Consider the following 12,119-nt stretch of genomic DNA (forward strand, 5'->3'; position numbering starts at 1 on the left):
GTTAATTGAATATTAACAGGCATCATATGGCTCGGTAGCTCAGTTGGTAGAGCAACGGATTGAAGCTCCGTGTGTCGGCGGTTCGATTCCGTCCCGCGCCATTATGGTTGGGTAGCGAAGTCTGGCTAAACGCGGCGGACTGTAAATCCGCTCCTTCGGGTTCGGTGGTTCGAATCCACTCCCAACCACCATAGGGATATAGTATAATGGTAGTACATCGGTCTCCAAAACCGCTAGTGCGGGTTCAACTCCTGCTATCCCTGTTTTAGTATGATGGCGGTATTGGTGAAGTTTGGTTAACACACCGGATTGTGGTTCCGGCACGCGTGGGTTCGAGTCCCACATACCGCCCTTGATGATTGGGTTATAGCCAAGTGGTAAGGCAACGGACTTTGACTTCGTCATGCGCTGGTTCGAATCCAGCTAACCCAGTTTGGGGAGCCCATTGCATCATGATTATGGCGGTATAGCCAAGTGGTAAGGCAGAGGTCTGCAAAACCTTCATCGTCGGTTCGAATCCGATTACCGCCTTTCCAGATACAGTGGAATGGTTTGGTTACTCATCATATAATATCATGCCGGAGTGGCGGAACTGGCAGACGCGCTGGACTCAAAATCCAGTGTCCGTTGAGGACGTGTGGGTTCGAACCCCACCTCCGGTATAACTTTGAACGAGCGGTAGCTTGTTCTTTTTTTTAGCCTTTTTTAATCATCTAGACCAATATCTATGCTACACTTTGTTTGCAATCTAATTGCAGGCGCGAGAAAGTGAAGCACGATTAGGAGGTTAAATTTTGCTGTTTAGAGAACCTACACTGACCGAATTAATTGCCACTTACACCAATTTATTACGGAATAGCCGATTATTTTTAAAGGACACGCACCAAATTGAAGTTGTTTTCCAACTGACTGATTTTGCCAATAACCACAAAATCGAAGTTCGTAATGGGCAACTTAAGCAGGCTAGCCAACTACGCATCCGAAAAGGCGTAGCCGCAATCAGCGTCACGTACCATGGCACACAACTGAAAACATATCATGGTTTTGATATCACCGACCAACGATTTAAGCCTAAGTACTTTGTGGGTTGGGTAGGTAATCAAAAAATGACTAAGGATCACTTTATTAATCACCTGGATGACGAATTAAAACACATTGTGCAACCAACTGCGAATTGTGTGATCTTTCCTGGATTATTCGTCTAAAAAAGACTTGGTACAAAGCTGAAAATGCTTTGATCAAGTCTTTTTAAGATTGTTCTTGTTGTGCAGCTTTGAAGTAATTGATGAGGGCCTGAAATAACTCAGCCGGATTGGCGTGTAACAGACTTTGATGTTTAATTGGCAGATAGTTGATTGGCTGTAAAGTGTGGTCACCCACATCAGCGATAATTTGACTATCAATAAGATAAAGCGTTGGGTTTGTGTCGGTGTGTTGCATACTGAAGTGATGATCAATATTGACCTCCACCTCTATTCGGTTGGTTGACAACCAGTCCATTAGGCGAGTTTTAAATTGATTTAAGAGAGCAGTATCAACAATTCGATTACCTGTTAACGTTGGTTGAAATTTGCCTGACCAAATATCGCCCACAATTCTAATCTGATCCAAAATGGTACCTCCCCAAAGATAAAAGTGCACTTTCATCATAGGTCATCTCAAATCAATTATTGGGATTCGGCGTGAGTCTTTAAAAACTTTTAAGAGTAGTTACCGACTGATTGAAAATAAGACGGTTTGAAGAATTGCTGCAAGTAGCAAACCGCGTGATAAAGAAGGGTGCCAAACGTGTTGAACAAGAAGCCACGCGCCCAGAATCACCACAGCGACGAGTGCCAATATGAGTGATCGTTGGGTGTAAAATAACCATATTACGGCAATGACTGCAAGGCTTGAAGGCAGAATCGTGTTTTGAAAATATCGAGTTGGTAAAAAGAAAAAGAAATAAGTTACCATTGGCAAAACCATCGTTGTTAAGTAGCCAGCTGAAAGATAGGCATGGGTCAACAAAAAGTTCCCACTAACTTGACTTGCCAATAATAGCGCCAACATGAACATTCCAAATTCATTTAAAAATAAATTGGGCAATACGTACAGTAGAATCAATACCAGAAGTAGTAGGAGATTGATGACGTTAACCAGAAGAGGTAATTTAATCGTCCCTAGGATTGCAGATAGAATTGTTGCACCAAAGATTAACCGGGTCGTCAAGTCAGTACGGTTGTTGGTTCGAATTAAGTAGAGTGTTGTAAACATAAGGGTCAAGATGAAACCGAGCAAACTCAATTGAAGTTGGTGTGGCTGTGAATACGCCTGAAACGAGTTAGCATTGGCGTACAGGAGTAAGCCGCTCATTTCAACAAAACCGAAGAATAGGGCTTGCAGAAGACGCCGGTGTTGGACAATTGTGGTTTCAATTTTTTCTAGCATAAGTTGTCGTCCTTTTTATGATATAAAACAATCCTACCATTTTTCACTCGTCGGTCAACACTTGAAAAGGTCAATGGATACTGGAAGAATCGCAGCTTAGCAATGGTGAAAGCTTTCTCCTTACTAAAAATTGTGTTAGAATGTTAAAGTTATGAGTCTTCATTCCCGATAGGATTCACTAGCTTGACTTAGTGAAGATGCCTTGTAACCGAAAAACGAATTGGGGGAATTTTTTATTATGCAAGAGAAACATTTGTTTACTTCAGAATCTGTTTCTGAAGGCCATCCGGATAAGATTGCTGATCAGATTAGTGATGCAATTTTAGACGCGATGTTAGCGCAAGATCCTGACGCCCGTGTCGCTTGTGAAACATCAGTGACGACTGGGTTGGTGTTAGTGTTTGGTGAGATTTCAACAACTGCTTACGTCGATATCCAACACGTCGTTCGTGAAACCATCAAAGAGATTGGTTACACAGACGGTAAGTACGGCTTCGATGGCGACAATTGTGCTGTCTTAGTTGCAATTGACGAACAATCACCTGACATTGCACAAGGGGTTGATGATGCGCTGGAGACACGCGAAGGCCAAACTGATCCGCTAGATCAGATTGGTGCTGGCGACCAAGGGCTGATGTTTGGCTATGCCATTGATGAGACGCCTGAACTAATGCCACTGGCAATTTCGCTTTCTCACCAGTTGATGAGACGCATCGCAAAGGTCCGTAAGGAAAACATTTTGGATTACCTTGGACCAGATGCCAAAGCTGAAGTGACGGTTGAATACGATGATGATGGTCAACCAGTTCGAGTTGATACCGTTGTTGTCAGCACACAACATGCCGAATCTGCAACACTTGATCAGATTCGTCATGATGTGATTGAACAAGTCATTAAGCCAGTTATTCCAGCTAAGTTCTTGGATGACAACACGCGTTATCTGATCAACCCAACTGGTCGGTTCGTTATCGGTGGACCTCAAGGTGATGCCGGTTTGACGGGTCGTAAGGTAATTGTCGACACTTACGGTGGTTATGCTCACCATGGTGGCGGTGCCTTTTCTGGTAAAGATGCTACCAAGGTTGACCGTTCAGCTAGCTACGCTGCCCGTTACATTGCCAAAAACATTGTGGCAGCGGGATTAGCTCACCAAGTTGAAGTTCAATTAGCGTATGCCATTGGTGTTGCACAACCAGTTTCTGTTTCAATTAACACCTTTGGAACGAGTGATGTGTCTGAAGCAGCCTTGACGCAAGCTGTTCGTCAAATCTTTGACTTACGGCCAGCTGGTATTATTCAGATGCTTGACTTGAAGCGACCAATTTATAAGCAAACAGCCGCTTATGGTCACTTTGGTCGGACTGATATTGACCTGCCTTGGGAACACACTGATAAGGTGGACGACTTGAAGCAAGCGTTAAACCATTAATTTAACCAATCATTGATTGAATTTTTAACGATAACGATCAACTTTCGGGCTGGTCGTTATTTTTGTGGCGAGAGTATTTGACTCTCAAATTGCGTATGGGGGTGCGGGCCAGCGCGAAATGAGGAATTTTTATGACAAAAGGACGTACAAATGTCCCATTAGTGACTGGTGCCATCTTTATTGCCACCTTTATGAGCGCAATTGAGGGGACAATCGTCTCAACTGCCATGCCGACCATTGTTGGTGACTTACGTGGTGTGGCGTTGATGAACTGGGTTTTTTCAATTTTTTTGTTGACTAACGCGATTGCCACGCCAATTTACGGCAAGCTTTCTGACATGTTTGGTCGCAAACGGCTATTTTTGTTTGGACTTGCGGTCTTCATCGTTGGTTCAACACTTTCTGGTATGTCGAACAGCATGGCCGAATTGATCCTGTGGCGGGCCGTTCAGGGAATCGGCGCAGGTTCAATTATGCCGATTTCATTTACCATCATTGCTGATATCTACCCGTTAGAAAAGCGAGCGAAGGTAATGGGGTTTAACGGTTCTGCGTGGGGGATTGCTTCGATTGTTGCGCCTCTATTAGGTGGTTTTATTGTCGATCAACTCACTTGGCATTGGATATTTTTCATCAACATCCCAGTTGGATTGCTTGCAATGGCTGGCATCTGGATTTTTTTGAAAGAAACACCGCGGCAAAGTAGTCAATCACTTGACTTATTAGGCAGTGTATTAATTTCAATAGCGCTATTAGCGCTGATGTATAGTTTCCAAATCTTGGGTGATACTCAAATTAATTGGCTGGCTTTTATTGTATGCCTGGTTTTGGCCGGTATTAGCTTTGCGGTATTTGTCCATCACGAAGGACAGGTCGAAAACCCGATTATTCCGTTAACGCTCTTTAAACAACGGACCTTTGTGACCCAAAACTTGGTGGCTGCGCTTATTAGCGGGTTTTTGATGGGGTTTGAAGTGTATCTGCCAACCTGGACACAAGGATTACTAGGGTTGCCCGCTTCTTTAGCAGGGTTTGCGATTACGCCCAGTTCACTGATGTGGATCGTTGGGTCGTTTATTGCCGGCAAATTATTGTTGAAACGAACACCAAAACAGATTATTACGTTTAGTTTGACGTTTATCCTGGTTGGTGGCCTAGCCATGGCTTTTGCACCACAAAGCACGCCGTTTGCGCTCTTCTTTTTGATTGCAGCGATTTGCGGGACGGGGTTTGGGATTACCATTACAACCACCACCGTGACGGTTCAAAACCAAGTTTCGGCTCAAGATGTTGGCGTGGCCACGTCACTCAATACCTTAGGACGAACATTAGGTCAAACACTGATGATTTCAGTGTTCGGGATTATCATGAACATCAGCATGGTGCATGGCGTTAAGACACATCCAGGCACTACCATGAACATGATGAATCAGTTGATCAATCCCGAGACAGCCAAGCACCTTGAACCAGCATTACTCAAGCCACTCCGTGAAATTTTATATAGTGGCTTGCACAGTATTTTCCTAGTGGCGTTAGGATTGATCATTTTGAGTTATCTGATTAACGGACTTGATCACCGTAAACGCAGACTCTGATATTTCCCGTCAAATGCAGTATACTGTTTAGTAAGATTAACAGGAAAGTGAGACGATCAATTTGTTTGAAAACAATCGTCCAAGATTTGCAAGTTATGGTGTTGTGAACTCACTACCAGGCGAGATTATCGATCAAGTTTGGTATATTATCGACAATAACTTACAGGGCATGTTCCAATTGAATGAAATGATTGGCTTTAATTTGACCAATCAAAAAAATCACCTGACGTTTGAGTTTTTGCAACAGGACAATGTCGTTGCCAGTTTTGACACGCCGTTTCCCTATGCAGAAAGTTTTCCAGAGGCGCTGTGGGTGTATGATGATGGCAGTAGCCAGATTATTTTGCTACCAAATGAACAGATGTAAACGTTAGTTCGATTAGATTTTAAGCGCTAGCTTCAATAAAAGAGTGGTTGCCAATTTGGCAACCACTCTTTTATAATTTTAATCACCACTTAACGCCGTTGAACAGCGATTAGAAACGGTGGTTGATGAACTTGGTTAATGAAACCATATTGGAGCACTTGAAATTCGTGTTGATCAAGTTGTTGTACTTCATTAAGGACGGCGGTTTTTTCTGCTTCGCCACCTTCATGACCATAATAAACGACCAAAGCCACAATGCCGCCACGGCGAAGGTGACTTAAACAACAGTCAAGAGCAGATAGGGTGGTCTGAGCGTGAGTGATAATGGTCTTATCACTACCTGGCAAGTAGCCAAGGTTAAAGATGGCGGCGCTAATTTGTTGGTCTGGCGCCAAATAATGATCCAAATTTTGATGGCCATCGTGAATGAGTTGGACTTGATGGGCTTGTCCAGTTAATTGTAATTGTAAGGCGGTTTCGTCAAGTGCCACCTGTTGAACGTCAAAACCGAGTACTTGTCCGGAGTGGCCGACTAACCCGGCTAAAAAAATGGTGTCATGGCCGTTGCCAACGGTTGCGTCGATCACGGTGTCGCCTGCTTGAATAATCGGTTTGAGGAGCGTGTGACTATACGATAAAGCAGATTCGAGGTTCACTTCAACACTTCCTTAAATAAGTTGTACCTTGAGTATAGTTGAAATGATTGGAAACCAAAAGTGTCACCTAGGATACCTTGCGTTTTACATGACTATCTGGTACGATGAAAGCACTTGAATCTATTAAAGACTGATGAGGACTATTAGGTTTAGTGAGCTGTTCAGAAAGCGGATGGTTGTTGTGAATTCGCCAGTTTATTAACCGAACTCGTCTCGGAGTTATTTCAACTGAACTGAAGTAAGTTGAAACGTGATTTTCACGTTACGAAATATTGAGCGCCCGTGCAATCGGGAATGTTAGGTGGTACCGCGGAAATTCCGTCCTACAAGAAACGTTGGTTTCTTGTAGGCTTTTTTAGTTTTCAAGACAGAAGCAATGGCTTTTTTAACTTTTGAGTGAATCATTCCACGACTAAAGGTCTGAAGAATCGATTAATTTTTAAGTTATCGGGCTAACGTTTCAGTGTGACCTAAATACCTGCTAGCTTACATAAGCGGGAACGTTGCGGTTTAATTGAATTTCAGCAGTTATCTAGGTAAAGCATGAATATCAGAAAGGGAGCGTGTTGGTTTGGCTTACAATCACAGCATAATTGAACGAAAATGGCAGCATTATTGGAAGGAACATAAGACTTTTAAGACATATGATGATACTTCAAAACCGAAGTATTATGCACTAGATATGTTCCCTTATCCGTCAGGTCAAGGGTTACACGTTGGTCACCCAGAAGGTTATACAGCAACTGACATTATTTCACGTATGAAGCGGATGCAAGGCTATAACGTGTTACACCCAATGGGTTGGGACGCCTTTGGTTTGCCTGCAGAACAATATGCTCTTAAAACAGGGCATAACCCAAAGGATTTTACTGCCCAAAACATTAAAACCTTCAAGCGCCAAATTCGGTCACTTGGTTTTTCATATGACTGGGATCGTGAGATTAACACTACCGATCCAAGCTATTACAAGTGGACCCAATGGATTTTTGAACAACTCTACAAAAAAGGTTTAGCCTATGAAGATAAAATTATGGTGAACTGGGCACCTGATTTCATGGGTGGTACCGTTGTGGCTAACGAAGAAGTGATCGATGGTAAAACTGAACGTGGCGGATACCCGGTTTACCGCGTGCCAATGCGCCAATGGGTTTTACGGATCACGAAGTATGCTGACCGGTTAATTGATGATTTGGATGATTTGGATTGGCCAGAAAGCATTAAGGAACAACAACGTAACTGGATTGGACGTTCTGAAGGGGCTAGTGTCTTCTTCAAAGTAGCTGGCCAAGATGACAAGCAAGTTGAAGTGTATACCACACGACCAGATACGCTGTTCGGCGCATCATACATGGTGCTGGCACCTGAGCATGAACTAGTCGACCAAATCACCACGCCCGACCATGCTGAAGAAGTTGCCGCTTACAAGAAGCAAATTGAAAGTCGCTCAGATCTTGAACGAACTGATTTAAATAAGAATAAGACTGGTGTCTTCACTGGTGCTTATGGCATCAACCCAATTAACGGTGAGCAACTGCCAATTTGGATCGGTGATTACGTCTTAGCATCCTATGGGACTGGTGCAATCATGGCCGTGCCTGCACACGATGATCGAGACTACGAATTTGCTAAGAAGTTCGATTTACCAATTAAACCAGTTATTGAAGGCGGCAACATCGAAGAAGCAGCCTTTACCGAAGATGGGCCCCACATCAACTCTGGTTTCTTGAATGGGATGGACAAGAAGACCGCCATCAAAGCTGCCATTGACTGGCTCGAAGAACATGATGCCGGTAAGAAGAAGGTTAATTACCGACTTCGCGACTGGATCTTCTCTCGTCAACGGTACTGGGGCGAACCAATTCCAGTTATTCATTGGGAAGATGGCGAAACCACACTTGTGCCAGAAGACGAATTACCACTGCGATTGCCAAAAGCCAAGCAGCTTGAACCTTCAGGCACTGGTGAAAGTCCATTAGCTAACTTGGATGACTGGGTAAACGTTGTCGATGAAAATGGCCGTAAAGGCAAGCGGGAAACCAACACCATGCCGCAATGGGCCGGCAGTTCTTGGTACTTCTTACGCTACGTTGATCCTACTAACGATAAGATGGTCGCTGATCCAGAAAAATTAAAGTACTGGATGCCAGTCGACTTGTATATTGGTGGTGCAGAACACGCGGTCCTTCATTTGCTTTATGCGCGGTTCTGGCACAAGTTCCTGTATGATTTAGGCGTTGTCCCAACTAAGGAACCATTCCAGAAACTGGTTAACCAAGGGATGATTTTGGGGACTAACCACGAAAAGATGTCTAAATCTAAAGGTAACGTGATTAACCCAGATGAGATCGTTGATGCTTATGGTGCAGATACGCTGCGGGTGTATGAAATGTTCATGGGACCACTTGATGCAGCTAAACCGTGGAGTACAGAAGGTATTGCCGGGGCACACCGTTGGCTCGATCGTGTATGGCGGTTAATTGTGGATGACAATAACCACCTTCGTGACCGCGTTACCACTTTTAATGACGGTTCGTTAGACTTGATTTATAACCAAACCGTTAAGACCGTTACTGAGGATATGGCTGCATTGCGCTTTAACGTGGCAATTTCTCAGATGATGGTGTTCGTTAACGAAGCGTTTAAGGCTGACAGTTTACCACTCGTCTACATGGAGGGCTTGGTCAAGATGCTGTCACCAATTGCACCACATATCACTGAAGAATTGTGGGCATTGATGGGTCATGACAAGACCATTACCTATGCAACTTGGCCAACTTATGATGAATCAAAATTGGTTGTGGATGAAGTTGAACTCGCTGTTCAAGTGAATGGTAAAGTTCGTGGCCACGTGGTGGTTGCTGCTAAAGCTACCAAAGATGAGATTCAAGACGCTGCGCTTGCGGATGAAACGGTTAAAGCTTATTTGGAAGGCCATGAAGTTAAGAAAGTCATCGTGGTACCAAACAAGATCGTTAACATCGTCGTTGCTGGTTAGGCTTTGCCAGCTCATCATTAATTAAGCCTATAAAACACAAACCAAAGTGAATTTCACTGAGGTTTGTGTTTTTTTGTTTAGCACGGAGATTAATACATTCCAGTTCAACTGAAACTGTTGAACGGTAGATGAAGCTGTTCTGCTGATTAGTGATGATGTTTGAAAGCTTTAAATGAAACTGGAATGATAATACAAAATTTAATTAACGTAAAACCGAACAATAAAAATATTATAGTGTCGATAGTTCGATTTTAATGTTGACAGTTCTACTTTCTGCTGTTAATCTATGGGTATCAAAGGCAAAGGAGATTTTGAAGATGCAAGTCGCACTTGTTATGGGATCAATTTCTGATTGGCCACAGGTCCAAGCCACGGCCGATTTACTTACTGAACTTCACGTTAGCTTTGACAAACATGTGATTTCAGCGCACCGTATGCCACAAACATTACAGCATTTTGGCGAAACAGCTAAAGCCGAACAATATCAGGTGATCATTGCCGCTGCCGGTGGGGCCGCCCACTTGCCAGGAATGTTGGCTGCTAACACGACGTTGCCAGTCATCGGGGTGCCAATCCAGTCAAAGGCGTTAAACGGAATGGATTCTTTACTGTCGATCGTTCAAATGCCTGCTGGTGTTCCGGTTGCAACAGTCGCAATCGGTAGTGCCGGTGCCAAGAATGCAGCCTTGCTCGCTGCCGAGATTATTGCACTTCAAGATTTAGATGTTGCCACACAATTGGACGCATTTAGACAACAACAAACAGCGGAGGCTACTAAAAGTAATGAACAATTACAATGAGCCCATTTTACCGCCAGCCAACATTGGCATAATTGGTGGCGGTCAACTCGGCCAGATGATGGCTTTAGCTGCGAAAGCCATGGGGTATCATGTGGGTGTCTTAGATCCAACGCCCCAGTCGCCAGCAGGACAAGTCGCTGATTTCCAGATCGTCGCCGAATATGACGACCAAGCAGCGTTGTCGAAGCTTGCAACCCATAGTGATGTGTTAACGTACGAGTTTGAAAACGTTGATCAAGAGAGTTTGAGTCAGGTTGAAGCGATGACACGGATTCCGCAAGGGATTAACTTACTCACCATTACTAGTCATCGATTACGAGAAAAGGACTTTTGTAAGCAACATCATTTACCAGTAACACCATATGCTTCCGTAAAGTCGATGGCCGATTTGGAACACGCTATTCAACACATTGGCCAACCCGGGTTACTTAAAACCGTCGAAGGTGGTTATGACGGCCATGGCCAGTTTGACATTAATGATCAAACTGATTGGCAGTTAATTGAAGCTGAGATTACAAAAACAGAATGGATCTATGAATTAAAACAAGCTTTCGTTCGCGAATTGTCAGTGATGGTAACGCGTGACGGTCGTGATGAAATTATCACTTTTCCGGTGAGTGAAAATCGTCATCAGCATCATATTTTGCATACCAGCATTGTACCAGCACAAATCAGTACGACGGTGGCAGCTAGTGCAACTGAGATTGCTCGCCAGACCGCAACAGCACTAGACCTACGTGGCGTCCTTGGCATCGAGTTGTTTGAACTGGACTCTGGAGAGCTAATGATTAACGAATTAGCACCGAGACCACATAATTCAGGTCACTACTCCATCGAAGCCTGCAACGTTTCGCAATTTGATGCGCACATTCGAAGTATATGTGGCCTACCGATTCCACCAATTCGTCAGTTCGAACCAGCGGTCATGGTCAATTTATTGGGTGACCACTTGACGGCAGCCCGTCAGGATTGGGTCCATCATCCAGAGTGGCATCTACACGATTATGGTAAAAAAGAGATTCGTGACGGTCGTAAAATGGGGCACATTACGGTGACCGGACCGTCACTTGAAAGATTGTTAGCATCTGTCAGTCAGTTTAGTTAAACCAGAAAGGATCTGTTGAACGTGGCAACATTGATTAGTGAAGGTAAAGCAAAGCAATTATTAACGACTGAAAATCCTGAGGAGATTCAAGTTCACTATTTGAATCAAGCAACGGCGCTGAATGGAAAGCGTAAGGAACACATTGATGATAAAGGCGTTGTGAATAATCAAATTGATAGCTTAATCTATACGTACCTCGGTCAACAGGGCATCACCACTCACTTCATCAAACAACTGTCACCCAGCGACCAACTGGTCAAAAAAATGACCATGATTCCACTTGAGGTGGTCATTCGAAACTACGCATCAGGTAGTTTTCAACGAAAATTCAACACTGACTACTTAATGGCTTTCGAACAACCAGTTCAAGAATTCTATTACAAAAGTGATGAACTGGACGACCCGTTCATCAATGATTCTCAGATTCACGCGTTAGCAATCGCAACGCCAGAACAACTGGCACAAATTCGCGATCAGGCCTTCAAGGTTAACGAGGCCTTAACCCGTTTATTTGCCGCCGCAGACATCACCTTAGTTGATTTTAAGCTCGAATTTGGTTTTGACGCCCAACAAAACTTGATTTTAGGTGATGAAATTTCACCGGATTCATGTCGGTTAGTTGACGCTACGACCCATGATTCACTTGATAAAGACGTCTTTCGAAAGCACACAGGTGACGTCATGGATGGCTATCGCACCGTCCTTTCTCGCTTGCAGGCAACAGTCAAATAGGAGGCCAACC

General features: G+C 43.9%; 11 protein-coding genes, 7 tRNA genes, 1 riboswitch and 1 other annotated feature. Of the genes, 15 read left to right on the top strand and 3 right to left on the bottom strand.

Translation table 11 applies throughout. The features are described 5' to 3' along the window. The first annotated feature begins 28 nt into the window (after positions 1 to 28). The 8 genes from FD04_RS05045 to FD04_RS05080 all read left to right on the top strand — a co-directional run bounded on the left by FD04_RS05045 (position 29) and on the right by FD04_RS05080 (position 1,205). Positions 29 to 101, top strand: a tRNA-Phe gene (locus FD04_RS05045). Between the two features lie 4 nt (positions 102 to 105). Continuing rightward, a tRNA-Tyr gene (locus FD04_RS05050) sits at positions 106 to 191 on the top strand. A gap of 1 nt (position 192) precedes the next feature. Then, positions 193 to 263 (top strand) — tRNA-Trp (locus FD04_RS05055). 13 nt (positions 264 to 276) lie between these two features. Then, a tRNA-His gene (locus tag FD04_RS05060) sits at positions 277 to 351 on the top strand. Positions 352 to 360: 9 nt separating this feature from the next. Then, positions 361 to 432, top strand: a tRNA-Gln gene (locus FD04_RS05065). Positions 433 to 460: 28 nt separating this feature from the next. Next, positions 461 to 531, top strand: a tRNA-Cys gene (locus FD04_RS05070). Positions 532 to 577: 46 nt separating this feature from the next. Continuing rightward, positions 578 to 662 (top strand) — tRNA-Leu (locus tag FD04_RS05075). A gap of 132 nt (positions 663 to 794) precedes the next feature. Then, on the top strand, positions 795 to 1,205 hold the full coding sequence (locus FD04_RS05080; protein WP_056947513.1) for a hypothetical protein: 411 nt from the start codon (positions 795 to 797) through the stop codon (positions 1,203 to 1,205). 43 nt (positions 1,206 to 1,248) lie between these two features. Here FD04_RS05080 and FD04_RS05085 read toward each other — a convergent pair whose 3' ends face one another. Next, positions 1,249 to 1,611 (bottom strand): hypothetical protein, encoded by a 363-nt coding sequence (locus FD04_RS05085; RefSeq protein WP_056947515.1) that lies wholly within the window; start codon positions 1,609 to 1,611, stop codon positions 1,249 to 1,251. A gap of 99 nt (positions 1,612 to 1,710) precedes the next feature. After that, positions 1,711 to 2,430, bottom strand: coding sequence for a hypothetical protein (locus FD04_RS05090; RefSeq protein ID WP_056947517.1), 720 nt, complete (start codon positions 2,428 to 2,430; stop codon positions 1,711 to 1,713). 144 nt (positions 2,431 to 2,574) lie between these two features. After that, positions 2,575 to 2,668: riboswitch (SMK box riboswitch) on the top strand. On the opposite strand from FD04_RS05090, the gene metK reads away from it, so the two are divergent. The 3 genes from metK to FD04_RS05105 all read left to right on the top strand — a co-directional run bounded on the left by metK (position 2,669) and on the right by FD04_RS05105 (position 5,821). Next, positions 2,669 to 3,859, top strand: a complete 1,191-nt coding sequence (gene metK, locus FD04_RS05095) for a methionine adenosyltransferase (protein WP_054699635.1) — start codon at positions 2,669 to 2,671, stop codon at positions 3,857 to 3,859. A 131-nt stretch (positions 3,860 to 3,990) separates the two neighbouring features. Next, the gene (locus tag FD04_RS05100; protein ID WP_054699637.1) at positions 3,991 to 5,454 is read left to right on the top strand and encodes an MDR family MFS transporter; all 1,464 of its coding nucleotides are present in this window, start codon (positions 3,991 to 3,993) and stop codon (positions 5,452 to 5,454) included. 61 nt (positions 5,455 to 5,515) lie between these two features. Then, positions 5,516 to 5,821: a DUF960 domain-containing protein gene (locus FD04_RS05105; protein WP_054699639.1), complete on the top strand. Its 306-nt coding sequence runs from the start codon at positions 5,516 to 5,518 to the stop codon at positions 5,819 to 5,821. 89 nt (positions 5,822 to 5,910) lie between these two features. Here FD04_RS05105 and mnmM read toward each other — a convergent pair whose 3' ends face one another. Then, positions 5,911 to 6,477, bottom strand: a complete 567-nt coding sequence (gene mnmM, locus FD04_RS05110; RefSeq protein ID WP_056947519.1) for a tRNA 5-(aminomethyl)-2-thiouridylate-methyltransferase MnmM — start codon at positions 6,475 to 6,477, stop codon at positions 5,911 to 5,913. Between the two features lie 123 nt (positions 6,478 to 6,600). Beyond that, positions 6,601 to 6,806: a binding site (T-box leader), on the top strand. Positions 6,807 to 7,048: 242 nt separating this feature from the next. On the opposite strand from mnmM, the gene leuS reads away from it, so the two are divergent. The 4 genes from leuS to purC all read left to right on the top strand — a co-directional run bounded on the left by leuS (position 7,049) and on the right by purC (position 12,109). Beyond that, positions 7,049 to 9,472: a leucine--tRNA ligase gene (leuS, locus tag FD04_RS05115; RefSeq protein ID WP_056947520.1), complete on the top strand. Its 2,424-nt coding sequence runs from the start codon at positions 7,049 to 7,051 to the stop codon at positions 9,470 to 9,472. Positions 9,473 to 9,789: 317 nt separating this feature from the next. Further along, positions 9,790 to 10,272 carry a 5-(carboxyamino)imidazole ribonucleotide mutase gene (gene purE / locus FD04_RS05120; RefSeq protein ID WP_054699641.1) on the top strand — a complete coding sequence of 161 codons (483 nt, stop codon included), beginning with the start codon at positions 9,790 to 9,792 and terminating at the stop codon, positions 10,270 to 10,272. After that, on the top strand, positions 10,256 to 11,377 hold the full coding sequence (gene purK / locus FD04_RS05125) for a 5-(carboxyamino)imidazole ribonucleotide synthase (RefSeq protein ID WP_056947522.1): 1,122 nt from the start codon (positions 10,256 to 10,258) through the stop codon (positions 11,375 to 11,377). The genes purE and purK overlap by 17 nt, the downstream gene beginning before the upstream one ends. A gap of 15 nt (positions 11,378 to 11,392) precedes the next feature. Further along, on the top strand, positions 11,393 to 12,109 hold the full coding sequence (gene purC / locus FD04_RS05130) for a phosphoribosylaminoimidazolesuccinocarboxamide synthase (RefSeq protein ID WP_056947524.1): 717 nt from the start codon (positions 11,393 to 11,395) through the stop codon (positions 12,107 to 12,109). Positions 12,110 to 12,119: the final 10 nt, after the last annotated feature.

The sequence above is a fragment of the Secundilactobacillus odoratitofui DSM 19909 = JCM 15043 genome (genome assembly GCF_001434895.1).
GTDB lineage: Bacteria > Bacillota > Bacilli > Lactobacillales > Lactobacillaceae > Secundilactobacillus > Secundilactobacillus odoratitofui.

Excerpts from the sequence above, each read along its gene's own strand:
- FD04_RS05090 (WP_056947517.1), bottom strand. The coding sequence starts at position 2,430 with ATGCTAGAAAAAATTGAAACCACAATTGTCCAACACCGGCGTCTTCTG.
- purK (WP_056947522.1), top strand. The coding sequence starts at position 10,256 with ATGAACAATTACAATGAGCCCATTTTACCGCCAGCCAACATTGGCATA.
- metK (WP_054699635.1), top strand. The coding sequence starts at position 2,669 with ATGCAAGAGAAACATTTGTTTACTTCAGAATCTGTTTCTGAAGGCCAT.
- FD04_RS05100 (WP_054699637.1), top strand. The coding sequence starts at position 3,991 with ATGACAAAAGGACGTACAAATGTCCCATTAGTGACTGGTGCCATCTTT.
- purE (WP_054699641.1), top strand. The coding sequence starts at position 9,790 with ATGCAAGTCGCACTTGTTATGGGATCAATTTCTGATTGGCCACAGGTC.